This window comes from Candidatus Enterococcus courvalinii, from assembly GCF_017315945.1.
Lineage (GTDB): Bacteria > Bacillota > Bacilli > Lactobacillales > Enterococcaceae > Enterococcus_B > Enterococcus_B courvalinii.
In genome coordinates, this window is sequence record NZ_JAFLWI010000016.1 from 74,004 (window position 1) to 97,552 (window position 23,549).

Below are 23,549 nucleotides of genomic sequence, written 5' to 3' on the forward strand. Positions count from 1 at the left end.
TCAATATTCGTTTTAGTATAAAACAAATCAAGAAAAAGAAACATAAACACTCTATGGAATTTGTCTAATAAAACGAAGCTACTAGCCATCCACTTTCTAAAACTACAAGCTAATTGTTTCTTTAAATCACTTATTGAAGTTGCCTACTGAACTCACTTGCTAGAGAAAAAAGGTACTAAATTCTGTCATTCAGCTCTATCTAAACTAAACGATCTGGCCAAGCGGAAGTTCCACCCATTACATTAATGACATCAAAGCCTTGTGAAGCTAACCAATGACAAGCAGTTGCTGAACGTCCACCTGATTGACAGATAACATAATACGTCTTCTCTTTGGTCAACTGTGAGCTAGCCGATTCTAGCTCACTTAGCGGAAACGATTCTGCATTTGGCACATGCCCCATTTGATACTCTACCGATTCACGGACATCAATAATAGGTACACTTTTCTTTTTTGTTTCTTGATAAAATTCTGCTGGACCAATACTTCTATACATAACTAATCTCCTCTGGTAACACCATTTTATACAGTGCAAATGCACCGTCTAAATTTTTCACTTTAAAGCCTGCTTGTTTCAAAATACGCTCTGCAAGATAACTACGCAACCCACTATGGCAACTCACAATGTATTCTTTGCCTTGGTCCAACTCACCTAAACGCTCGCGTAAATCATTTAGTGGAATATTGATCGCTTCTTTAAATTTCCCGTTAGCTAGCTCATTCTCGTTGCGCACATCTAAAAGGATTTTCCCGTTTTCTAATTCCGTTGCAAGTTCGTGCCACTGAATAGTTTCACTCACTCCTTCCGCGATGTTCATCGCCGCATAGCCCAATAAATTCACTGGATCTTTTGCCGAACCGAATGGTGGAGCGTACGTGAATTCTAATTCAGGCAATTCAAAAATCGTCAGCTGTCCTTTGATTGCTGTTGCCAAAATGTCTAAACGTTTGTCAACTCCTGCAGCTCCTACGCCTTGAGCACCGTAAATCTCACCCGTCATTGGATTAAAAATTAATTTTAACAACAACTCAGTTGCTCCCGGATAGTAAGAAGCGTGACTTTTTCCAAGCACATGTGTCACTTGTACTGGCAACCCAGCTGCTTTCGCACTTTTTTCACTCAACCCAGTTGAACCTGCGGCCAAATCAAATGTTCGCACAATTGCTGTTCCAATACTTCCTTGATTCGTTCTCGGTAATCCAGCAATAACATCAGCAACTTGGCGCCCTTGACGATTGGCTGGAGAAGCCAATGAAATCAGTGCATCTTCACCAGTGATTTGCTGTTTGACTACAATTGCATCACCCACAGCATAAATTGCAGGGTTGCTTGTTTGATAGTTTTCATTCACAACAATCCCGCCACGTAAGCCCAATTTTAATCCAGCATTTTCAGCTAACGTACTTTCTGGTTGAACACCAACTGATAAAATCGTCAAATCAGAAATCAACGTTTCACCATTTGCTAAACGAAGTTTTTTCCCCTTTTCTTCAAATCCCACGACTGATTGACTCGTCAAGACCTCTACACCTTGTTTGACTAGCTCTTGTTGAACATAGACAGCCATCTCTTCGTCAAGGGTCGGTAAGACGTGTGGTGCTTGCTCCACAACCGTGACTTGCAACCCGCTCTTTTGTAAATTTTCTGCCATCTCTAAACCGATGAAACCTGCGCCAACAACAACCGCGTTTTGAGGTTTTGCTTTCAACGCGTGCATGACTCGGTCAATATCAGGTACATTTCTAATTGAAAAAACATTTTCTGCGGCCGAAATCCCCGAAATATTAGGAACAAATGGTTTTGCCCCTGGTGATAAAATCAGTACATCATATGCAACTATTTCTTTTTGCCCATTCCCTACCACTTCGATCTGCTTCTCTTCTGGAGAAATATTCACTACTTCATGGTTTGGTCGAACATCTAAGCGAAAACGAGCAGCCAATGCTTCCGGTGTTTGAACTAATAATTTTTCCCGCTCATCAATTTCTCCTGAAACAAAGTAGGGCAGTCCACAGTTTGCAAACGAAACAAATGGTCCCTTTTCAAATACGATAATCTCCGCATCTTCCATCAAACGTCGTAATCTCGTAGCAGCAGACATCCCACCAGCTACACCACCAATAATAATAATCTTCATTTTATTTCCCTCTCACTTTCGTTCCACGCCATTGATTCATACCACCACGAACATTCACCGCAGGATAGCCCGCTTTTCTCAACTTCTTAACAGCTTGTTTACTCCGCATACCAGATTGACAAATCACGTAAATGGTTTCTTCTTGATTCCCATGATAATGATTGATTCGGGCTAAAGGAAGATTCTGAGCTTGTTGAATATGCCCCCCTCGGTATTCAGAACTTGTCCGAACATCAACAATTTTAGGATTAGTTGGTAATTTTTCAGCTAATTCTTGTGTAGTGATTGTCGGAATGACCTTAAAAAATGAAAACATTGCTTTCCCTCTTTTCGTCTTTTGAAATATACCTCATGGGGTATATTTAACAGAAGTATTTCAAAACTGTCAAGAGAAATAATTTTGTTACTCTGAAAAAAAGATTTTTATTTGCAAAAAATACCTACCTGAGGTATATTTCATTTATTAGTATCAAAGGAGGACGTCGTATTGGAAAAAGAAGCCAAAGAAACCAAAAAAATCATGAATCGTCTGAAACGGACTGAAGGACAAATCCGCGGTATTCAAAAAATGATTGAAAATGAACAAGAGTGCATTGACGTCATCACTCAGTTAACCGCCGTCCGTTCAAGTATTGATCGAGTAATGGGAATGATTGTTGCTGACAATCTTAAAAATTGTTTTGAAAACCCCGAAACCAACCCTGAAGAACAAGCAAAAAAATTAGAACAAGCAATCAATATGATTATCAAAAAATAAAGATCATTGACTCTTTTCCACAAAAAAGGCTGTGACAAAATATTGTCACAGCCTTTTGAGAAACAAGCTAGTTAAGTTTAGTTGAACGCAACATGTTCCGATACTCTAACGCATATAGAACAAATGATAGCATCAAACATAGGGCAATCACGCTGAAAATTACTCTTACCCAAGTTTCTGCCAATTGAGGAAAGACTAATAAAATCACCATACCTAGGTAAATCACTGCTGTTGCCAATTTTCCATACCATTTGGCTCCACTTAATTTTACTTTATGTTTCAGCCCAATTATCCCTGCAACCAGCATAAAGCCCTCTTTTATTACAAATAATCCTAACAATAGCCAGATCCATGGTCGATACCATGCCATTGATAAAATCAACACAAATTGTGTAAGTTTGTCAGATAAAGGATCCAACAATTTTCCTAAATCGGTAATTTGGTTAAAACGACGCGCGATATAGCCATCTAAAAAATCAGTTAGTCCTGAGACAGCAATCACTATTCCTGCCAAATAAAAGGCATGTTGCCAAACAAAATAAACATATACTGGCAACAAAACGATCCGAAAAAGCGAAAGCCCATTGGGAATTGTTTTGATTTCTTCTCGCCAATTTTGCGTAATTTTCATCTACCAACAACCCCTTTCTCAAAACCTATTCCATTTTATTTTAACTTAAGCCACCCGAAAACACTACCATAGCAGGTTGTCTCCTTTAGTGAATATCGGGTTCTTTTTTCTTTTGATGTTGTCGTGTACGCATTTCTTTCAGCAACTCTTTATGCGCCTTTTTCGATCCTCTTTCTAAATCACGTTGTTTTTTTCTTATTTTAAAGTCTACAAATAGGCTATCTAGATCGTATCCTTCAGGGTACAATTCACTTGCACTTCGTCTGAACTGTACGCGTTGACGAAGAACTGTTAATTTTTCATTGTTCAAGTAAATCACTACTCTTTCTGAGCCATCGTCTTCAAATACTAGCCCCTCTTTTTGATATTCAGTTAACCATACACGGTCTCCTTTTTCAAAACGTTGTTTAACAAAGTCAGTCGCGTTAGATCCTACTTTTGAGCCTAGTTCAGCAAAATCTTTTTTCTCAGTTTGATACGTTTTTTGTTGGATATATTTTTGCGCTTGGTCAATCAGCGTGGAAGACATTTTCATTTTTTTCGCAATCCACAACGCTTGACTATCACCTGTTTCACCTACTTGTAACAAGTATTTTGGTTGTAAAGCGTCTCTATCAAATGCCATTGCTGCAGGGATAAAATCTTCATGCTCCTTAGCAAACTTCTTGATTTCGCCATAATGAGTCGTTGCAACAAGCAAGGCACCTTTCTCATACATCGTTTCCATGATTGCAACAGCCAACGCCGCGCCTTCATTAGGCTCTGTTCCACTACCAATTTCATCAAGCAAAACTAACGTATTTCTGTTCACCTTTTTTAAAATTTCTGCAATATTTTGCATATGACCAGAGAATGTACTCAAGGCATTTTCTAAGTTTTGTTGATCGCCAATGTCTACAAATAATTCGTCAAAAATAGCAAGTTCTGTACCTTCTTGTGCTGGGACTTGCAAGCCGAACATCGCCATTAATGTAAATAATCCTACTGTTTTCAATACAACTGTTTTCCCACCAGCGTTCGCACCTGTAATCACCAATCCACGATAATCAATTCCTAAGTCAAAATCTAACGGTACTGCATGTTCAGCTAAGAAAGGATGCTTTCCTTGCTTGATTGAAATTCTTTCTGATTTATTGATTTGTGGCGTGACACCTTGTAATTCACGGCTATACTTTGCACGAGCGAAAATGATATCTAACGCTGTAATCGTTTCAATAATCAAACTGATTGCTTGTTCTTCTTCTGCTAGCAACCCAGTTAATTCAGCTAACACTTGGTATTCTTCCGCAATTTCTTCTGCTTTTAGCAATTGGTATTGCTCATTTGACTTAGCGATAACCGCTGGCTCCATAAAAACAGTCGTTCCTTTATTTGATTGTTCAATAATCGTTCCTGAAAATTTATTTTTATAGCTTGCCTTGATCGGAATCGTGTAATGCTCACCCTTTTGAACGATCATCGCCTCTTGGATCATTTCTTTATGATTTGGATGGCGTAAAATTTTTAGTAAACGTTCTTGAATTTCTTTCTCTAAATTCTGCAGGTGTTTTCGTACTTTTCGTAAGTTTCGTGAGGCATCATCACTCACTTGTTGGTTCGTGATTTTTTGATAAATCATTTCTTCCACTGCCAATAAGTCTGGCAAATGACTGGTATACGCATGTAAAGTGGGTGTTTGGTATTGATTTTTCTCAAAAAACTTCGTAATCATTCGACTACTTCTCAAAAAATCAGCATACTCAATCAAGTCTGCAGGTGTTAAAATCAACCCTTTCTTCACTTGCTCTGTTAAATGACCAATTCGACTAAGCCCCATAAATGGTACGTGTTGGTTACTTTCTAAAATCGTCCGTGCTTCTTTCGTTTCCACTTGCCAAATCTGAACAGTTTGCAAATTTGTTTGAACAGTTGTTTGTTCAATTCGCTCCTTGGTGTATTGCCCAATCGCACGTTTTTTTACTTCTTCTTTGATTTCATTAAATTGTAGTTTTTCAATCATTTGATTATTCATATTCTCTCCTTTTCTACGAAGAGATACCCGTCCTAAAATAAATAAATCCCTAGAAACATTTCATTGTAAAAAACAAACACTCATCTTAAGCCTATTTTAAAGTGCGATGAAATAACACAGACCACAATCGCTTGTTACGTCTTTTTCCGTACAAAAAAAGGACGCAACACAGCTTAAAAGTTGTGTCCCATCCTTAAAAGGTCAAAAAGTATGTTCTTCTGACAGGTATCACTCATAAGCACGCCAAATAAACCTCTATTGGTTCATTGGTTATTCAACTTACTAATTAGATACCTGCTACACTCACAAAAATTCCCCATTCATCTAGGTTTATTTATTTTCTATTTAAATATAGCAAGGAGATTTTCGTTTGTCAATTTTATGCCTCAATTTATGGTTTTCTGCCAGTGATTCTGACTTGGATTCCATTTGGATCAAAGAGGATCAGTTGTCCTTCTTCATTTTTTTCATAGTCGATTGCTTTTGTTCCCCAATGTTCTTCTAAACGAGTTAATTCAGCTAGCGGTACTTCAAACGTATAGTAATTCAAGCCAAGATCATTGGGCGCCATCGCTGGAATATGTGTACCTAACCAAATATTGCTACCAATATGGTGATGATAAGAACCAGCCGCAAAAAATTTTGCTTGGTTACCAAAATCATTTTTCAAACTCAATCCAAGCACTTCTGTAAAAAATGTTTGTGTTTGGTCTAAATCTCTGACTTTTAAATGAACATGACCTACAATCGTTCCCTTAGGAAATCCGTGCCAATGGCGACTAGCTGATTCTAGTACGCCATCGCCATCCAATTCTTCGGTTACTCCGACGATTTCGCCGTCTTCTTTGATTTGCCAATCGCTCATCGGCTTGTCTCGATAAACTTCGATGCCATTTCCTTCTGGATCGGTTAAATACAGTGCTTCGCTATACCCATGATCACTAGCACCAGCAATCGGCGCTTTAACTTGTAAATAGTGAAGTAAAGCATCTCCCAATGCTTCTCGCGTTGGTAATAAAAATGCGACATGATATAACCCAGTTTTCCGAGTAACTGGTAATGGATTTTCGATTTTGGTTAAAATCAACAACACTTGATTTTCCACGCCTAAAAGACTTTGGTTTTCTGTTGATTCAAGTAACGTCAATCCAATGACACGTTCATAAAAATCAGTCATTTTTACTAAGTTTGAAACATTTAATGCGACTACTCCGATGTGTGCTGTAGCTGTTAATTGAAAATCTGGTATTAAAATCGCCATCGCTTTATCCTCATTTTCTATTTATTTGATTACATCCAGTATACAGCTTACTTTTTGTAAGTTGAAATAAAATGCTTATTCGCCAAAAAAAGTGTGAGGCCAATTTTCACCCCACACTTAAAGATTCACGATTTAATTTGGTTAATTATCAAACCATCAATGAAAAGACACCGACAGCTACGATGGCACCAACAACTGGTCCAAGAACTGGTACCCAAGAATACGCCCAGTCCGACGTTCCTTTATTCCCAATCGGCAACACCGCATGAGCAATACGCGGACCTAAGTCACGTGCTGGGTTAATGGCATATCCCGTAGGACCACCAAGGGATAGACCAATTGCTAAAATCAAGCCCCCAACAGCAAATACATTTGTTCCATCAGCAAATGCATTTTCACCAAATGCTAGCAGACCTAAAACTAAAACAAACGTACCAATCAATTCAGTGATAAAGTTTGCAGGATAATTTCTAATTGCTGGCCCAGTGGCAAACGTTCCCAAAATAGCTCCTTGATCTTTCGTTGCTTCCCAATGTGGTAAGTAAGAAAGCCATACTAATACTGCACCAAGAAATGCACCTAGCATTTGGGCAATAATGAATGGGAAAACAAGGTTCCAACCAATTGCACCGGTCATCGCCATTGCAATACTAACTGCGGGGTTCAAGTGAGCGGGTCCCATAAATCCCGAAATGTAAACAGCCATCGTTACTGCCATCCCCCAGCCTAAAGCAATGACGATCCAACCAGATGCTTGCGCTTTACTCTTATTTAAGTTAACCGCTGCACAGACACCATCACCAAGTAATACTAAAATCAACGTACCAATAAACTCTCCCATGATTTGGGTCATTTCTGCGCTCATTTATTTTCCTCCTTTAATTCACGTAAATCTGACTCATCGACCAATTGATTGAAGCGACTTGTTTCTTGTTCTTTTTCTTCTTGAGACCAGTTGAAATAAGTAGCCATTGCGTCAATCACAGGTTGTTTTAATTCATCCAACTGATCGCGTTCAAACAACATATGATTTGTTCGACGGATGAAGTAATCACCTGGTGTTAAGACCATTTCATTTTCTAGACCGTAACGTAGCCGAGCAGATTCTGCCAAACTCAAGCCGGGATATGGTGTCATTTCTTTAGCTAATCCAAAGATTTGTTTAGCATTCGTCCCATAAAAATCAGCGATATAACGTGCATCTTCTTCAGACAAGCCAGCTTCCACACCGACTTTTGCTAATTCTTCAACCGTTTCTTCTAGTTTTGTTGGATCAAAATCGCCACCAGAAATAGCATACGTTTTTGAATCAATTTCTTTGAAAGTTAAGTCATATTTTTCTTGTAATAGTTGGCGTATCAAAGTCAATGCCCCTTCAGACATTTTGCGGTAATCGGTGATTTTTCCACCAGATAAAGTTACTAATCCATCTGGTTCGATTTCAAGAGAACTTCCTCGAGAAATGGCAGATGGTGCTAAATCTTTTTCACCACGACTATTTTCTAAATGATTCAAAACGTCTTCTACTTCAATTCGAGAAACTTGATTTTCTTTAAATTGAGTTACTGCATCAATTACTTGATTAAAACTTTTATCTGAGATCGAACCATTATCGCCACCATTGTAATCTGAACCAGAATTTCCAATTAACAATGGACGTAATCCTGCCCAGCTTGACTCAATATCATCTAACGTAATATTTGCTTCTGGATAACGATGGTTGATAACATCTAAAAGATAGTCCACATCTTCTTGTGTTACTTTTGGATCCGTATATTCGCCTTGATAATCCGTATCTGTTGTTCCAAAATACGTCTTGTTTTCACGAGGGATAGCAAAAACCATACGTCCATCTTGCTTACCCGTATCAAAATAGGTTGGTTGTGGAACTGGTAATTTCTTGCTATCGACTACTAGATGAATCCCTTTTGTCGGACGCATTTTCGGCACAACTGCCCGAGAGAAATTCATATTACGAACTTTGTCGACCCAAGGCCCACTTGTATTGATTACAACTTTTGCTTTGATTTCAACTACTTCGTCAGTTAATAAATCTCTTGCTTTAACGCCAACGATTTGATTTCCTTCATACAAAAAGCCAACCGCTTTCATTTTACTTACCAAGTAAGCACCATCTTCAGCTGCTTTTTTGATATTATCAATCACCAAACGTGAATCATTGTTACGGAAATCAAGGTAAACACCTGCACCTAGTAGCCCTTCTTTTTTTAAAAATGGTTCACGCTCTAAAACTTCATCTGGTGTCAATGTATAATTTTCATACTTTGTCCCAATCACATTAGCCAAACGATCGTATAAATCCATAGCAATTTTGACAGAAAACATGTTGAAGGTCGTTGCACCTTCATCTTCATAAATAGGTAGTAGCATTGGATCTGGTTTAGGAATGTGTGGCGCAACCTGTTGGACCACTGCACGCTCAGTAACCGTATCCGCTACAACTTCAACGTCAAAATTTTTCAAATAACGAATTCCACCGTGGACTAGCTTAGTTGAACGTGAAGAAGTGCCTTCAGCAAAATCTTGCATTTCGATCAAGCCAGTCTTCATGCCAGACGCAGCAGCTTGTACTGCTACCCCAGCACCAGTAATCCCACCACCAATGATGAGTAAATCTAACTCTTCTTTTTGCATTGCTTGAATACTTGCTTGTCGTGTTTTCTTTGAGAACATGGTTTTTCCTCCCTTATTCAAATACGCGTGTTGCTTCTACAGCTTTTTTCCAACCACTGTAAAGTTTCTCACGTCTTTGTTCTTCCATTTGAACCTCAAACATTTTCCCAGCTTCGTAAAATTCACGAATTTCATCCATATCTTTCCAATAACCTACTGCTAAACCTGCCAAGAAAGCTGCTCCTAAAGCAGTTGTTTCCAAGTTTTCAGCTCGTTGGATTGGTGTATTCAAAATATCTGTTTGGAATTGCATTAAATACTCATTGTTAGCAGCTCCGCCATCTACTTTTAATACCGGAATTTGAATGCCCGTATCTGCCTGCATGGTTTCAATGATGTCACGCACTTGGTAAGCAATTCCTTGTAACGTTGCTTTAATGATATCTTCTTTCGTCGTTCCCCGAGTAATCCCAAACATTGCTCCACGTGCTGCTTGATCCCAATAAGGTGCGCCTAATCCTACAAATGCTGGAACAACATAGACTTCATCATCACTTGTTGAACGTCTTGCTGCTTCCTCTGAGTCACTTGCTTTTTGCATCATCTGTAATCCATCACGCAGCCATTGAATCGAAGAACCTGCCACAAAAATACTTCCTTCTAAGGCATAGTACACTTTGCCATTGATGCCATAACCAATCGTGGTTAATAAATTATTTTTTGATAATTGCGGTGTTTCACCCGTGTTCATGACAATAAATGAACCTGTACCATACGTGTTTTTTACCATGCCGGGTTCAAATGCCATCTGACCAAATAATGCTGCTTGTTGGTCGCCTGCCATTCCTGAAATTGGCGCTTCACTACCATAAAAATGATAGCCTTGTGTATGACCATAAACTTCTGAATTAGACGTTGCTTTTGGCAACATTGCACGAGGAATATTCAGTAAATCAAGAATTTCTTGATCCCATTCTAAATTATGAATATTGAACAACATCGTTCTGCTAGCATTGGAATAATCTGTTACATGTGCTTGTCCATCTGTCAACTTCCAAACCAACCATGAATCAATCGTTCCAAAAAGTAATTCGCCTTTTTCTGCACGCTCTTGCGCACCCTCCACATGATCTAAAATCCAGCGAATTTTAGTAGCTGAGAAGTACGCATCAATCACTAATCCTGTTTTTTCATGGAAAAATTTTTGATAGCCTTCTTCTTTCAATTGATTCGCAATATCCGCTGATTGACGAGATTGCCAAACGATTGCGTGGTAGATTGGTCGTCCCGTATCTTTTTCCCAAATAACTGTCGTTTCGCGTTGATTTGTAATACCAATCCCAGCGATTTGATTGGGTTTAATCCCGGATTCAATAAATGCTCCTGCAATAACTGATTGAACTGAGTTCCAAATTTCATTTGCATCGTGCTCGACCCAACCATCTTGAGGAAAATGTTGAGTAAACTCTTTTTGCGAACTGCCGATGTGTCTTCCTTTTTTGTCAAAGATGATCGCTCGTGAGCTCGTTGTTCCTTGATCAATGGCCATAATGTAAGTTGATTCTGTCATTGTTATCCCTCCATTTTTTGCAAACGCTTTCTTTAACTGAACTAATCATACAATGTATTTAAAAAAAGAAACTGCCAAAAATTGAGTTTTTTGAATTATTTTTGACAGTTTTCTTTCAATCCCTTGATACATCTAACTTTTAAAGATATTAATTTTTTTCTTTTTTGTAGCGTTCAATTTGTTTTTTCAATCGCACAATATCATAACTAGAAGCAAATTCAGAAAGATAATAACGATTTTCTTCTTTGTTAATTTGATTAAACGTTATGATAAGATCATATTTTTTTCCTTCCTGATATGATTCTACTTGTACACCGCTAATTCCCTTAAGCTCGCGCAATAAAAATTGCTGGAAAGCAATGCGATAAATCGGTAAAGTTGTCAAATCAATCCCGATAACCACTAGTTTCGCAATGTAAAAATCGATCATCATCAGAACACTAGCATATAGAATCATTAAATTATCCAATGTTTGAACATCAAATTTTTTCGTAGGTAGCTGCTTGATAGCTGTTTCTTTTAGTTGTTCCAATAACTTGCTCAACGAATGACCAAGCATTTTTTTCTGTTGTTCAAGCAAGTGCTTACGATCATAAATCGTTAATTTACCATAAAAAAAATATAACTCATTGTTGATTTGCGAGAGTTGATACCCGACAGCTTTTTCTTCACTGATTTTTAGTCGCCTTGGACGATAATGCCATAACATCGTTTCTCGAATATATGTATCCAAAACCGCCGTTGGCAATTTTTTGCTTCGAGTCAACTCATACTGATAAAATGTTTCCTCTTCTAAAATAGAGAAGGAAACAAAAAAACTATAAAACATCAGCGTTTCGTATGCACTTAGATCTGCTGCTAAACGACTCAAATATAAAATCAAGATAGAGTCGATTGTTTGATACAGCCGATCTTCTTGATACAGCTGTTTCTTTTCCCGTAAAGTTGAAAAAGTCGTTTTTTCGCTCACTAATCGCTTCTTCGTGATTCCCACCCAACAAGCGAATTGAGCAGTCGAAAAGGTAGAAAAAGTTGTTTCTAACACATTTTCTAGTCCTAAGATAATCGTCTTTTTATCTGGTGTATTTTGGAGATAAAGTGGACGTTGTTCTTCAGGAATAAATTGGAATAATTCGTAATAAAAGTACCGTACTTGGAGTTCTTCTCCGTAAAGTTGACCATTTTTTATCTGGATTCCGAACTCTTTCAGTAATCGATTCAATTCTTTGATCTTCCGAAAAACAGACGATTCACTGATAGAAAAAGCCGTTGCTAATTGAACGATCGAAGCCTGTTGATGTTCCAATAAATATGTCAGTAATTTATATTTCAAGCTATCTTTTAAAAGGTGCAATACGATTTGTTCCAAACTTACTGTTTCATCCAAAGACAAGATTACTTGATAATCAGTTCGAACAACTTCTACCTTTTTTTGCATACTCAAACCAATCAATTCAATTTCTTCCAAGTAAGAATCAAAGGATGACTTGGACAAATCCACCTCATGACGTAGATCATTCAAGGAGGCTTGCCCACCTCGCAAGACTAATTGACGTAAAATTGTTACTTGTAGTTGTTCCTTCTTTTCTAGTAATTCTTCAACCCTCATAAGAAGACCCACTCATCTCTGTTAAAATCGTTTCTGGAGTTCGGTATTCTGGTTGGAAAAATAACTCATGCGCTCCCAATTGCTGCAACGTCCACTGCTGTTCAATCGCAATCGTCAATAGATCCAATAATCGAAAAACCGATGACTTACTTTGGAGTTGTGCACCAATCAATTGATCTGTTTCCTGATCAACTAATAACTGGAGGTAAATCTTTTCATTATTCGTAAGTGAAACACGATGTTCTTGATTGATTTTCCGAACTTTTCTTGTATAAAAAAAGTGTTCACTTTCGGTCAAACCTACGCTACCAACGAAATGTCCAAACCATTTATTACCAACTGGACGATAGGTACCAATATCTTTCGTCGGTTCCCCACTGATTGTTTGACTCACTACTTGAGCTGTTCGAATAGCATTATTTACTAGCGAAACATACATTTTTTCTTGTGTTGGTCGAAAGGTTACTTGGATAGCATCTCCAATGGCATACACATCTTTTCGTGAAGTTTGCAAATAGTCGTTCACCCAAATTGTTCCATCATCATTCAGCTTGATAGTCTCTGCCCATAAGCTGTTATCTGGTCGTGTATGATTAGCTAATAAAACCAAATCATAATAGGCTTTGCGTTTTTCAGACTCTAAAATAGCACCATTTTTATCGGCTAAAACTTGGACTTGTTCGTTCAAGAAAAGTTGTATGCCGCTTTTGGTCATTTCGTTCAGGATTGGCTCTGTCATTTGTTCATCAAGATAACGAAACAAAATCTGGTTTCGGCTTTCATAAAGGTCAACTTTTTTCCCTAAAGTTATTAAGTCTTCTGCTAGTTCCACACCTACTTGTCCTGCCCCAACAACTGCTACTTTATCCGCTTTTGCGAGCACTGCTTCCAACTCAGTAAAATTGGTTCCACTCTTAACGGAATAAATATACTGTGCTTTTGGCTCTTCCAATCGTCTAAAACTTTGCGCGGAACCCGTCGCAATAATCAATTGGTCAAAAGGTAACCTTTCACCGTTGTCTAATAACACTTCGTTTTCAACTAATCCAATCGCTGACTTTTGTGTCAATACATTGATTCGACTCGTTTTTTCAAGTCTTTCTTTTGTTATCCAATGACTTTGTTTTTTATCAATGATTTGTTGCGTCAAAAGCAGATGAAAGCTACTTGGGATAAAACCGATTTCATTTTGTTTTTCGATCAAATAAATTTCTGCTTTTGGACAAGCTTCGTTAAGTAATTGGGCTGCGTGGATTCCTGCGAATGAACCACCAATGATCACAATCTTCATCTATGTTCTCCTTTTCTGATCTTCCTATTTGCAGAATAGCATTTCAGTCAAAATGTTTCAAAAATATCACTCTTCTTAACGATATTTTTCTTTAAAACAACAAAAAAACTCAGTAAAAAGAATCCTTCACCCTCTCGGATGAATCGTTCTCTTTCTCTAAGTTTTCTCGCGTGTGTTGGAATTGTAAATGAATTGGACTGAATTTATGTAAAGTTTCTGATCAAGAATGATTACTTAAGCAAAAACTTCTAATGATTTAAACAACGTCAGTTGCAATTGTTAACTAAATTTCTTTTCACGAAAAACTGATTCTATCATCTTAATTTTCGTTATTTAAAGTTATAAAACAATTGTATACTTTTGTTGTAAAAATCATGTGTGCATATCATATGATGCTTTGGATTATTTGTCAAAAATCTATACCTATTTTATCGTACTGACTTGATAATAAAGTCAGACAGCTTCTTTAACTCATTGGAACTGCCTGACTTTTCTCATTATTTACTTTTTGTCATACCTTTAACACAAACGCTTCATAAGGACGCATCGTCACTTCTCCAACAGGTACCTCTGTCAATTCGTAGTTCGTTAAAATAATTTCTTTACTTTTTGGAACCGAAAGTGCCTGACTTTGATCAGATAAATTGCATGCAATCAGCCATTTTTCATCACCTAAACTACGCAAGTAAGCAAAAATTTCTGTTGGTGTTTGCAATAATTCATATTCTCCCCACACAATAACATCGTGTTCTTTTCGTAAAGCAATCAATTGCTGATAGGTATAAAAAATCGAACTCGAATCTGCTAATGCTTGCTTTACATTGATTGTTTGATAGTTTGGATTCACATGTAACCACGGCGTCCCTGTCGTAAAGCCGCCATTTGCACTTTCATCCCACTGCATTGGCGTCCGAGCATTATCTCGCCCCTTGACATTGATTGATTCAATCAAGTCTTCTTTCGCAAAACCTAACGCTAATCTTTCTTGATACATATTGATAGTTTCAATATCAGTTGCTTGTTTGATATCAGTAATGGGATAGTTGGTCATTCCAATTTCTTCTCCTTGATAAATATAGGGCGTCCCCTTCATCAAGTGTAATAAAATTGCAAAAGCTTTGGCACTCTCTACTCGATACTGTTGATCATTTCCCCATCTTGAAACGATTCGTGGCAAATCATGATTATTCCAAAACAGACTATTCCAACCTTCGTTTCCTAAAGAAGTTTGCCATTTTGACAATACTTCCTTCAATTTGGTTAAATCTAATGGTGCTAAATCCCATTTTTCTTTTCCTTCTTGCTGATCTAAACCAACATGTTCAAATTGGAAAACCATGGACAATTCATTTCGTTGTGGATTAGAATACAGTTTCGCAATTTCTGGCGTTGCCCCCCAGGTTTCTCCAACCGTCAAAAGATCTTTGCCACCAAATGTTTCGGCATTCATCTCTTGTAAGTATTCATGGAGTTTTGGTCCATTTCCTGTAATTTCTTGGTCCGGAAGTTTGCCAATCAAGTCAATCACGTCCATCCGGAATCCACCGACACCTTTCTCAATCCAAAAATTCATCATGTCATAGACTTCCTGACGAACTTTTTCATTTTCCCAGTTTAAATCAGGTTGTTTTTTGCTAAATAAATGTAAGAAATATTGTCCTGAGTCTTCATCAAATTCCCAAGCAGAACCACTGAATGTGGAGCGTAAGTTATTAGGTACCTGACCAGCAACAGGGTCACGCCAAATGTAGTAATCACGAGAAGGATTTTCTGGACTCTTTCGTGCTTCAACAAACCAAGCATGTTCATCTGAAGTGTGATTGACTACTAGATCCATAATGATTCGGATATTTCTTTTCTTTCCTTCTGCAATCAACTCTTCCATATCTGCCATCGTACCAAACTCACTCATGATTTCTTCGTAATTACTGATATCGTACCCATTATCATCATTAGGTGACTGATAGACTGGCGACAGCCAAATAGCGTCTATCCCTAAAAGTTCAAGATAATCTAAACGCGAAATAACTCCTTGTAAATCTCCAATTCCATCCCCATTCGTATCTTGAAAACTTCTTGGATAAATTTGATAAACGACTGCACGTTGCCACCATTGTTCACTCATATTCATTCCTCCTGTACATTTGCCCAAACAAAAAAGAAATCGCTTACGTTTTTGTTCAACTAAATTGGCTTTTTCACTTTAATTCTTGTTGCTTGAATTGTAGCGTGACTAAATCAAATAGTAAATAGACCTTTTCTTGTCATTTTTCATAAAAAAAACAAAAAGCCTTTCATGACAATCACTAGAAAGAATATTCGTAATAAATGTTAACGATAACAATTTTTAAATCAATTAAAATCTCTTCACAACAAAAAAATCCAGAGGACTTCTCCTCTGGATCACACCTCGTACTTCTCTATCAAGATCACTTGATGAAGATTCGGATATTATTTAGTTAAACACACCACTTTATTCAGCGACTGTTACGTCACCAGTTACTGATGCGCCATCTTCATCTAAAACAGCAGAATCTTTATATTCTTGTTTTTCAAATGTGATGTTTCCGTCAACTTTCGCACCGTTTAAAACAAAACCGTTTGCTTTTACTTCGATGTTTCCTTTAACTGTTCCGTGAACAATGTTGAAGTTTTCTGATTCAACGATCAATGTTGGAACTGTTACTGTGTATTCATCTGTTACATTACGTTTATCATCTTGTGCGTACAAAGCAAATTTACGGTAGATATCGTTACCTGCTTCCCCTTTGTCGTGGAATTCACCAGCAACTGTTACGTCGTTATCAAATGTAACGTCTGCAGTTGTTGCAACGATCCAGTTACCGTCAGTGCCTAATGCTTTTTCTAAGTCGCTTGCTTTATCACTTACTGATGCACCTGAAACTACTTCTGTTGTTGAAGCAGTGCTTGAAGATGCTGCTGTTCCTTTATCTGAATCTGAGCCACAAGCTGTTAAAAACATTCCTGCTGCTGCCAAAGTTACGACTGTTGTTGCTAATTTTGTGTGTTTCATGATGTTACCTCCAATTATTATGAGTTAGTTTTACTCATCACAATTTTACTAATAAAACGCCTACAAATCAATAAATTGTATCTTTCCTTCTGTTTTAATTAAGAAAAAAGCCTATCTGTAAGTTATTTCACTTACAAATAGGCAACGATTTATTTGTTAATTCACATTTAAAATCCACATAAAGCCAATAAAAACAAAGAATAATAAATACATGATAGGCGAAACTTCTTTTCCACGTTTAGCAGCAATCATTGTGATTGGATAGAAAATAAATCCTAACGCAATTCCATCAGAAATACTGTAAGTTAACGGCATACCAATCAAAATCAAGAAAGAAGGAATCGCAATTTCCATTTTTCCCCATTCAATTTGGCGAAGTGACTGAGCCATCAATACACCAACAATAATCAAGGCAGGTGCTGTCACTTGTGGTGTCACGATTGCTAATAAAGGTGAGAAGAACAAGCCTAATAAGAAAAATCCACCCGTTGTAATAGCAGTCAAACCAGAACGGCCACCAACCGCGATTCCTGCAGAAGATTCTACATAAGCGCCAACTGGCGAAGTTCCTAACAATGAACCAGCTAACATCGCTGTTGAATCAGCTGCCAATGCTTTACCAACTCGAGGCATTTTATTGTCTCGCATGAATCCTGCTTGATTGGCTAAACCAACTAAAGTTCCAGCCGTATCAAAGAACGTAACTAATAAGAAAGTTAAAACAACGACCCACATTTGTAGAGAATTAATATCACCAATGTGTTTCAAAGCAACCAAAAATGTTGGTTTCAAACTCGGTGCAGCTGAAATGATTTGTGTTGGCATTTGGATCAAGCCAGTAACTAAACCAAGTAAGGTGGTTCCAATCATCCCAATAAAAATTCCACCTGGTACACGACGAACCAATAGAATAGCTGTTACGACCAAACCAAAAATAGTTAACCAAGTAGACCCAACGTTCAAGGGTCCTAAACCAACTAATGTCGATTCATTTGCTACAATAATTCCGCCTTCACTTAAACCTAAGAAAGCAATAAATAAACCAATACCACCAGAAATTGCATACTTTAAATCTGCTGGGATTGCATCAATAATCATCTCACGCAATTTAAAAATCGTAATGATAATAAAAATCAATGAAGCGACAAATACTCCTGCTAGTGCTGTTTCCCAAGGAATACCCATTCCCAAACAAACAGAATACGCAAAGAATGCATTAATTCCTAGCGCTGGCGCAGTTGCTATTGGATAACGTGCTAAAACTCCCATTAAAATACAACCTAACGCACTGGCTAAGGCCGTTGCTGTAAAAACTGCTCCTTCATCCATACCAGAAGCACCCAATACAGTTGGATTAACAAATAAAATATACGCCATTGAAATAAACGTAGTAAAACCAGCTAATACCTCACGTTTGACCGTAGTATTTAGCTTTTCTAGCTCGAAGTAGGAAAGTATTTTTTCCTTCATCTGACATCCTCCTAAAAATCCGAACATTAAAAAATAAGTCCGTAAAAAAATGATTAAACACTAAAACAACGTGTTTAATCATATAATAATTAGCAACATAAGTAAACTAAAATTTAGAATAATCAGTAAAACACGAACATTTTTCACACTCAGATTCCATTTAACACTAGCATGCTAACATTAGTATTTTTATCAAACAATTGTTTCAGGGCTTTCAGCTGTTAACGTACTTCTTTTTCCACTTACATTGAATGTCTTCTCCGTTAATTCTTTCAAAGCTTCCATTGCTTGTGCGCCACGAACTGCCTGCGCTTCATTGATTGATTCGATCACCAAGATGGCCTTGGTTGTTTCTTCCGTCAACATCGTCCGCTGTGCTTCACGCCAATTCAAACACCGACAAATTGCGCCCTCTTCATCAAAATAAATGAGTTCTTCTGGTAAAGCCGGCGCATCTTCTTGCGCACCCAAAGGCAAAAATTTTTCGCCACCGACCGCTTTTCCCAACTGTAAATCACCTTTGATTTTTTCTAGATCTTCGCCCCCACACGGCACGCCATATTCCAAAGAAATACTGTTGTAGCAGTCCACCAATGGATTGATTGGCGTGAATTCACGCCCCTGACTGACTCGCTTTAATAAAGCTTCAATGGATGAACGCGCACCTTTTTTCGTTTTGAATTTCGTAAAAGCTTGTCGCCACTGTGCAATCACTTCATTTTGACTAAATGGCTCTTCCGTAATGTAAGCTTTTGCTTCTTTAGCTGCTTGATTCAACAACTGAGTAAACTCCGACTCATTGGACGGATCAACCTGATTATTGATTCCTTCGATAACTAATAATTCAATTGTTGCATTCGGAAAAATTTCCCAAAAGCTTTGATCGACGATCACCTTTTTCATTTCACTTTTCATCCTCTCCAATAAGATCTTTGACAAAAATATAATCTGTTTGCGCATCATCACCCATATAAAAAATATGTTCACTAAAATGAGTAAATCCCCATTTACGATAAAAAGCTAACGCTGTTTTGTTGTGCTCCCAAACACCTAACCAAATTTTTTCTTCTCCTTCGCTTTCGCAACAGCTAGTTCCATCAAACGATTTCCTAAGCCCATGCGTTTAAACTGTTTTCGTACATAAATACGTTCAATTTCTAAAAAGTCCGCCGGCATCTCTTCTGACTGTTGCTCATCAAGATTGATTTTTAGATAAGCTGCCGGTACATCAGATACCATTAATAAATAAAATTCTGAACCATTCGTCGTTAGTTCTCGACGCAACTTATCGATTTCATAAGCTTCTTCCAAATAAGTAGCCATATTTTCATCTGTATTGAATTCTCCAAATGTGTCTACATATGTTTCAATACTGATTGCTTGTAGTTGTTGTGCTTCCTCTTCTGTTAGTTTTTTTAGAATTATTTCTGTCATATAAAATATAATTTCCTTTCAATAAATTCGTTTATTTCCTTTTTTTACAAAATTCCAATCATCACTTACGTTCGCACTCACTTTTTCTAATAAAGTTTTCAATTGTTGTGCTTCTGCTTCTGTAATCCCCTGTAGAGCAACTTGATTTGAATATTCATTTTCTCGAATGATTAATGGATAGACATTTTCTCCTTTACTTGTTGGATAAAGATGTCGTATTTTTCTGTTTTCTTGATCTTGTTCTTTCTTAATCATCCCGTTTTTTTCCAGCTTTTTAATGGCACGAGCGGTTGTCGTTCGATCCACCTTGATCATTTCTGCTAATTTTTCCTGGATGATTCCGGGGTTTTCACAAATGCGAACAAGATAAAGATACTGACCACGAGTCAAATCAACTTCTTTGAATTCAATGTTACTGATGGAATCCAAGGCTCGAGCAATCACACCAATATCCCGAAGAATCTCTACCAATCAAATCCCTCTTTTCATTTATTTATGTTCTAGTTTACTCTTATTTGTTGTAAATGCAACAATTTATTTTGATTAAATAAAAGCCAAATCAATCAGCTCATCTGCCAATCAATTTGACTCAATCGTTTGAATCACTTCACTCAAAATAAGTATTCTCTTGTTGCTGCAAATGCTCCAGTTGTTCTCTCGTCGTTCGTTTTATCGATAGTTCGGGTAAGCTGTTTAACGCAAAAAAGGCCATGTTTGAAGTTTCGTTATTTTCAACAAAAAAGCCATCAATAATTGAGCAACTAAAAATCAATTTATAATATTGATAGACTTGTGGGATATCTTTTCTCAAATTCGTATCAAAGATACCCAATAAATCGTCTACTTGAACAATTAATCCTGTTTCTTCTAACACTTCTTTTTGAATATTTTCTTTGGGAGACAGACCTACTTCGGCGTAACCACCAGGGAGTGCCCATTCTTTTGTTTTTTTGTCTTCAACCAGCAACACCTTATCCTCTTGCTTAATATACGCACGAACATCCACTTTAGGTGTCGGGTATCCTTCATTTTGTTCTGTTAATCGAGATAGCTCTGCAACAGATTCCTGCCCAATCCTACTCAGTAGCGCCAAAGAAAGTTCCTTTAATTCTTGATACCGTTCTTTGTCAAATTCATCTTTTCCATAATACAAACCTGCTTCAGCAATCGCTAATAGCCTGCGATACATCTCTAAATCATTCACACTTCTTTTCTCCTTCCAAAAAATACAATCACTTACTCTCAGTTTAACGCAACCGTTTACACTTAACTAAATGTTTCACTTTTCTTGACAAAAATTTAGAGAAAATTCCCAATTATTTATTTTGCTACAGAAGTAGAATCATACCAAGTTTTCTGCTATGCTTGGTGGCACACCAAGAAAGGAGAAAAAAGATGAACGGACAATTAGATTATAAAACAGCCATCAAAGATACTTTGCCCACTGTTTTTGGGTATATCGGAATTGGCATTGCGTTTGGAGTCGTTGGACACGCTGCTGGTCTTCATTTATTCGTTATTTTCATGCTCTCAGCTTTTGTTTATGCAGGCTCTGCACAATTCATCACCGTCAGTATGTTAACTGTTTCAAGCCCTGTATTATCAATTATTTTATCCACTTTTCTAGTCAACTCACGCATGATCTTAATGAGTACAACTTTAGCAAATTATTTGAAAGAAAACTCTTTAGCACAAAATTTAATGCTAGGAACATTGCTAACGGATGAAAGTTTTGCGTTAGGGATGAACAAGTTGAATTTTAGTAAAGGAAAGCTATCATTTGAGTGGCTCAACACAGCAAATATTATTTCTTATTTGACATGGATTGGCGCAACAATGATTGGTGCTCTGATGGGGAATTTTATTAATGACCCCAAACAATTTGGACTTGATTTTGCAATCGTTGCGATGTTTATTGGTCTGCTTTACCTTCAGGTAATCGCAGATCGAACATTACCTCTTTCTCTACAATTTTCCGTTATTCTATTTACACTCATATTAATCGTTCTTGGATTAATCTTTATACCAAGTAATTTATTAATTATTGTGGTAACACTTTTAGGCTGTGGATTTGGGGTGATGATGAAACATGTATTCTACTAGTTATCTCTTTTTTACTATTTTAGGTTGTGGCTTAGCAACTTGGTTATCAAGAGTCTTACCCTTTCTTTTCATTAAGCGAATGAACATTTCTCAACCCGTAGCAGAATTTTTGAGCTTTGTACCAATCGTTATCATGTCTGCCTTATGGTTCAACAGTTTATTCATTCAAAATCTGGGACATCTTCCAAGCATTGACTGGGAAAACTTACTTGCTTCCTTGCCAACCGTTGTCAGTGCAATCATTTCTAAAAACTTACTAGTAATTGTCATCGTAGGGATGATCTCTTTAGCAGCTCTTCGATTTTTCATTTTATAATAAGCAAAAAAAATCCTGCAATCACAGTAAAAAACACTGTATTTGTAGGATTTTTTGTATTAATTTTATAAAACTGTCCCTAATATTATTATCGTAAAAATCAGAAATACAATCACAAGAGCAAACTTTACGCTAGAAACGATCAACCCGCAACTCAAACAACAAATGAAGTTTATTTAAAAGTCTCAAGTCGCCCTATTTTGAATCTGTACTCGTTACTTCTCTGATTATATCAAGTATTTGCCAGTGACATCGTACTTTTGTCTATTCTCGGTGAACATTATGTATATAGTGGAGAGGAGCATCCTATCAAACTCACGAAGGAATCCCATTTGTTTTAGAAAGCTTGGTAGACCTTTTCATCATGAAAGAAATATTACTGAGAGCAATACACCTGCTATCAATACTAAATCAAGCATATTTTCAACCTACAACAGGAAAAATAATCTTTGTATCTATTCAAAACAGCATAGCTCTAAAACCCATCTTGACGCAGGGTGATTGTTTTGCACGTTTTAGAAGCATTCAAAACAGCATAGCTCTAAAACCCACGTGCTCGCTACATTCACAATCGCTTGGTTTTGGAAGCATTCAAAACAGCATAGCTCTAAAACAGCCAACTTCTTGCAATCGACACAATATCGGTTTTGGAAGCATTCAAAACAGCATAGCTCTAAAACATTCTTGGAACAATCACTTGCGGACAACCAGTTTTGGAAGCATTCAAAACAGCATAGCTCTAAAACCGACCATTTATTATTGGCTTTCATTTCTCTGTTTTGGAAGCATTCAAAACAGCATAGCTCTAAAACAATCTAAAAGAGACTGTGAACTGGTATGAAGTTTTGGAAGCATTCAAAACAGCATAGCTCTAAAACACTTCCCTAAATTTTTCTTTACAACATTTCGTTTTGGAAGCATTCAAAACAGCATAGCTCTAAAACTCTGTACGTGTTGAAATTGACGTGAGTAAAGTTTTGGAAGCATTCAAAACAGCATAGCTCTAAAACTATCTAACATTATAACGTCTTAGAATAGCTGTTTTGGAAGCATTCAAAACAGCATAGCTCTAAAACTTAACTCCCCGTTCATACGATTGTAAAAAGGTTTTGGAAGCATTCAAAACAGCATAGCTCTAAAACATCGAAGCTTAAATTAAAACGACGAGGGAGGTTTTGGAAGCATTCAAAACAGCATAGCTCTAAAACTATACGTCTATCTATATTGACCATCTATTTGTTTTGGAAGCATTCAAAACAGCATAGCTCTAAAACAACAACGATATCGTGT

Annotated in this window: 20 protein-coding genes, 1 pseudogene and 1 CRISPR repeat array (1 of these 22 only partly in view); of the genes and pseudogenes, 3 read left to right on the forward strand and 18 right to left on the reverse strand. The window is 37.2% G+C overall.

The window, feature by feature from the left end:
• Window positions 1-199: 199 nt before the first annotated feature.
• Genes JZO71_RS10050 through JZO71_RS10060 form a run of 3 tightly spaced genes read right to left on the reverse strand, consistent with a single transcriptional unit; the run spans window position 200 to window position 2,454 of the window.
• Window positions 200-496: a rhodanese-like domain-containing protein gene (locus JZO71_RS10050; protein WP_206899362.1), complete on the reverse strand. Its 297-nt coding sequence runs from the start codon at window positions 494-496 to the stop codon at window positions 200-202.
• Entirely contained in the window at window positions 489-2,138 is a 1,650-nt protein-coding gene (locus JZO71_RS10055) for an FAD-dependent oxidoreductase (RefSeq protein WP_206899363.1), read from the reverse strand. Before JZO71_RS10055 ends, JZO71_RS10050 begins: the two co-directional genes overlap by 8 nt.
• A gap of 1 nt (window position 2,139) precedes the next feature.
• Entirely contained in the window at window positions 2,140-2,454 is a 315-nt protein-coding gene (locus tag JZO71_RS10060) for a rhodanese-like domain-containing protein (protein ID WP_206899364.1), read from the reverse strand.
• 204 nt (window positions 2,455-2,658) lie between these two features.
• On the opposite strand from JZO71_RS10060, the gene JZO71_RS10065 reads away from it, so the two are divergent.
• A complete protein-coding gene (locus JZO71_RS10065; protein WP_206899537.1) occupies window positions 2,659-2,895 on the forward strand; it encodes a metal-sensitive transcriptional regulator in 237 nt (78 codons plus the stop codon).
• Between the two features lie 67 nt (window positions 2,896-2,962).
• Here the strand turns inward: JZO71_RS10065 and JZO71_RS10070 are convergent, their stop codons facing one another.
• The 15 genes and pseudogenes from JZO71_RS10070 to JZO71_RS10140 all read right to left on the reverse strand — a co-directional run bounded on the left by JZO71_RS10070 (window position 2,963) and on the right by JZO71_RS10140 (window position 21,029).
• The gene (locus JZO71_RS10070) at window positions 2,963-3,526 is read right to left on the reverse strand and encodes a CDP-alcohol phosphatidyltransferase family protein (RefSeq protein ID WP_206899365.1); all 564 of its coding nucleotides are present in this window, start codon (window positions 3,524-3,526) and stop codon (window positions 2,963-2,965) included.
• Between the two features lie 85 nt (window positions 3,527-3,611).
• Window positions 3,612-5,537 (reverse strand): endonuclease MutS2, encoded by a 1,926-nt coding sequence (locus tag JZO71_RS10075; protein ID WP_206899366.1) that lies wholly within the window; start codon window positions 5,535-5,537, stop codon window positions 3,612-3,614.
• Between the two features lie 391 nt (window positions 5,538-5,928).
• On the reverse strand, window positions 5,929-6,798 hold the full coding sequence (locus JZO71_RS10080; protein ID WP_206899367.1) for a VOC family protein: 870 nt from the start codon (window positions 6,796-6,798) through the stop codon (window positions 5,929-5,931).
• A gap of 148 nt (window positions 6,799-6,946) precedes the next feature.
• On the reverse strand, window positions 6,947-7,663 hold the full coding sequence (locus JZO71_RS10085) for an MIP/aquaporin family protein (RefSeq protein WP_206899368.1): 717 nt from the start codon (window positions 7,661-7,663) through the stop codon (window positions 6,947-6,949).
• Window positions 7,660-9,492 carry a type 1 glycerol-3-phosphate oxidase gene (glpO, locus tag JZO71_RS10090; RefSeq protein ID WP_206899369.1) on the reverse strand — a complete coding sequence of 611 codons (1,833 nt, stop codon included), beginning with the start codon at window positions 9,490-9,492 and terminating at the stop codon, window positions 7,660-7,662. The genes JZO71_RS10085 and glpO overlap by 4 nt, the downstream gene beginning before the upstream one ends.
• Before the next feature lie 13 nt (window positions 9,493-9,505).
• Entirely contained in the window at window positions 9,506-11,002 is a 1,497-nt protein-coding gene (gene glpK / locus JZO71_RS10095) for a glycerol kinase GlpK (RefSeq protein ID WP_206899370.1), read from the reverse strand.
• A 148-nt stretch (window positions 11,003-11,150) separates the two neighbouring features.
• Window positions 11,151-12,611 (reverse strand): helix-turn-helix domain-containing protein, encoded by a 1,461-nt coding sequence (locus tag JZO71_RS10100; protein WP_206899371.1) that lies wholly within the window; start codon window positions 12,609-12,611, stop codon window positions 11,151-11,153.
• Entirely contained in the window at window positions 12,601-13,902 is a 1,302-nt protein-coding gene (locus JZO71_RS10105) for an FAD-dependent oxidoreductase (RefSeq protein WP_206899372.1), read from the reverse strand. Before JZO71_RS10105 ends, JZO71_RS10100 begins: the two co-directional genes overlap by 11 nt.
• Before the next feature lie 511 nt (window positions 13,903-14,413).
• Window positions 14,414-16,027 carry a glycoside hydrolase family 13 protein gene (locus JZO71_RS10110; RefSeq protein ID WP_206899373.1) on the reverse strand — a complete coding sequence of 538 codons (1,614 nt, stop codon included), beginning with the start codon at window positions 16,025-16,027 and terminating at the stop codon, window positions 14,414-14,416.
• Between the two features lie 348 nt (window positions 16,028-16,375).
• The gene (locus JZO71_RS10115; protein ID WP_206899374.1) at window positions 16,376-16,936 is read right to left on the reverse strand and encodes a bactofilin family protein; all 561 of its coding nucleotides are present in this window, start codon (window positions 16,934-16,936) and stop codon (window positions 16,376-16,378) included.
• A 156-nt stretch (window positions 16,937-17,092) separates the two neighbouring features.
• A complete protein-coding gene (locus JZO71_RS10120) occupies window positions 17,093-18,406 on the reverse strand; it encodes an NCS2 family permease (protein WP_206899375.1) in 1,314 nt (437 codons plus the stop codon).
• Between the two features lie 192 nt (window positions 18,407-18,598).
• Window positions 18,599-19,309, reverse strand: coding sequence for a B3/B4 domain-containing protein (locus JZO71_RS10125; protein WP_206899376.1), 711 nt, complete (start codon window positions 19,307-19,309; stop codon window positions 18,599-18,601).
• A 1-nt stretch (window position 19,310) separates the two neighbouring features.
• Window positions 19,311-19,840 (reverse strand): annotated as a pseudogene (locus tag JZO71_RS10130) (GNAT family N-acetyltransferase).
• Between the two features lie 18 nt (window positions 19,841-19,858).
• Window positions 19,859-20,311, reverse strand: coding sequence for a MarR family winged helix-turn-helix transcriptional regulator (locus JZO71_RS10135; RefSeq protein ID WP_206899377.1), 453 nt, complete (start codon window positions 20,309-20,311; stop codon window positions 19,859-19,861).
• A gap of 136 nt (window positions 20,312-20,447) precedes the next feature.
• On the reverse strand, window positions 20,448-21,029 hold the full coding sequence (locus tag JZO71_RS10140) for an NUDIX hydrolase N-terminal domain-containing protein (protein WP_206899539.1): 582 nt from the start codon (window positions 21,027-21,029) through the stop codon (window positions 20,448-20,450).
• A 206-nt stretch (window positions 21,030-21,235) separates the two neighbouring features.
• Between JZO71_RS10140 and JZO71_RS10145 the strand changes: the two genes are divergently transcribed.
• Complete coding sequence (locus tag JZO71_RS10145; protein WP_206899378.1) at window positions 21,236-21,943, forward strand: AzlC family ABC transporter permease; 708 nt, start codon at window positions 21,236-21,238, stop codon at window positions 21,941-21,943.
• The gene (locus JZO71_RS10150; RefSeq protein WP_206899379.1) at window positions 21,930-22,259 is read left to right on the forward strand and encodes an AzlD domain-containing protein; all 330 of its coding nucleotides are present in this window, start codon (window positions 21,930-21,932) and stop codon (window positions 22,257-22,259) included. Before JZO71_RS10145 ends, JZO71_RS10150 begins: the two co-directional genes overlap by 14 nt.
• Window positions 22,260-22,705: 446 nt before the next feature.
• A CRISPR array of direct repeats spans window positions 22,706-23,549; the repeat unit is 36 nt; unit sequence GTTTTGGAAGCATTCAAAACAGCATAGCTCTAAAAC; it runs 50 nt beyond the window's last position.

What these genes read in the sequence shown, in the direction of transcription:
- JZO71_RS10150 (WP_206899379.1), top strand. Translation starts at nt 21,930, where the DNA reads ATGTATTCTACTAGTTATCTCTTTTTTACTATTTTAGGTTGTGGCTTA.
- JZO71_RS10075 (WP_206899366.1), bottom strand. Translation starts at nt 5,537, where the DNA reads ATGAATAATCAAATGATTGAAAAACTACAATTTAATGAAATCAAAGAA.
- JZO71_RS10070 (WP_206899365.1), bottom strand. Translation starts at nt 3,526, where the DNA reads ATGAAAATTACGCAAAATTGGCGAGAAGAAATCAAAACAATTCCCAAT.
- JZO71_RS10085 (WP_206899368.1), bottom strand. Translation starts at nt 7,663, where the DNA reads ATGAGCGCAGAAATGACCCAAATCATGGGAGAGTTTATTGGTACGTTG.
- JZO71_RS10060 (WP_206899364.1), bottom strand. Translation starts at nt 2,454, where the DNA reads ATGTTTTCATTTTTTAAGGTCATTCCGACAATCACTACACAAGAATTA.
- glpO (WP_206899369.1), bottom strand. Translation starts at nt 9,492, where the DNA reads ATGTTCTCAAAGAAAACACGACAAGCAAGTATTCAAGCAATGCAAAAA.
- JZO71_RS10120 (WP_206899375.1), bottom strand. Translation starts at nt 18,406, where the DNA reads ATGAAGGAAAAAATACTTTCCTACTTCGAGCTAGAAAAGCTAAATACT.
- JZO71_RS10115 (WP_206899374.1), bottom strand. Translation starts at nt 16,936, where the DNA reads ATGAAACACACAAAATTAGCAACAACAGTCGTAACTTTGGCAGCAGCA.
- JZO71_RS10080 (WP_206899367.1), bottom strand. Translation starts at nt 6,798, where the DNA reads ATGGCGATTTTAATACCAGATTTTCAATTAACAGCTACAGCACACATC.
- JZO71_RS10055 (WP_206899363.1), bottom strand. Translation starts at nt 2,138, where the DNA reads ATGAAGATTATTATTATTGGTGGTGTAGCTGGTGGGATGTCTGCTGCT.
- JZO71_RS10065 (WP_206899537.1), top strand. Translation starts at nt 2,659, where the DNA reads ATGAATCGTCTGAAACGGACTGAAGGACAAATCCGCGGTATTCAAAAA.
- JZO71_RS10145 (WP_206899378.1), top strand. Translation starts at nt 21,236, where the DNA reads ATGAACGGACAATTAGATTATAAAACAGCCATCAAAGATACTTTGCCC.
- JZO71_RS10100 (WP_206899371.1), bottom strand. Translation starts at nt 12,611, where the DNA reads ATGAGGGTTGAAGAATTACTAGAAAAGAAGGAACAACTACAAGTAACA.
- JZO71_RS10050 (WP_206899362.1), bottom strand. Translation starts at nt 496, where the DNA reads ATGTATAGAAGTATTGGTCCAGCAGAATTTTATCAAGAAACAAAAAAG.
- JZO71_RS10140 (WP_206899539.1), bottom strand. Translation starts at nt 21,029, where the DNA reads ATGTATCGCAGGCTATTAGCGATTGCTGAAGCAGGTTTGTATTATGGA.
- glpK (WP_206899370.1), bottom strand. Translation starts at nt 11,002, where the DNA reads ATGACAGAATCAACTTACATTATGGCCATTGATCAAGGAACAACGAGC.
- JZO71_RS10125 (WP_206899376.1), bottom strand. Translation starts at nt 19,309, where the DNA reads ATGAAAAAGGTGATCGTCGATCAAAGCTTTTGGGAAATTTTTCCGAAT.
- JZO71_RS10105 (WP_206899372.1), bottom strand. Translation starts at nt 13,902, where the DNA reads ATGAAGATTGTGATCATTGGTGGTTCATTCGCAGGAATCCACGCAGCC.
- JZO71_RS10110 (WP_206899373.1), bottom strand. Translation starts at nt 16,027, where the DNA reads ATGAGTGAACAATGGTGGCAACGTGCAGTCGTTTATCAAATTTATCCA.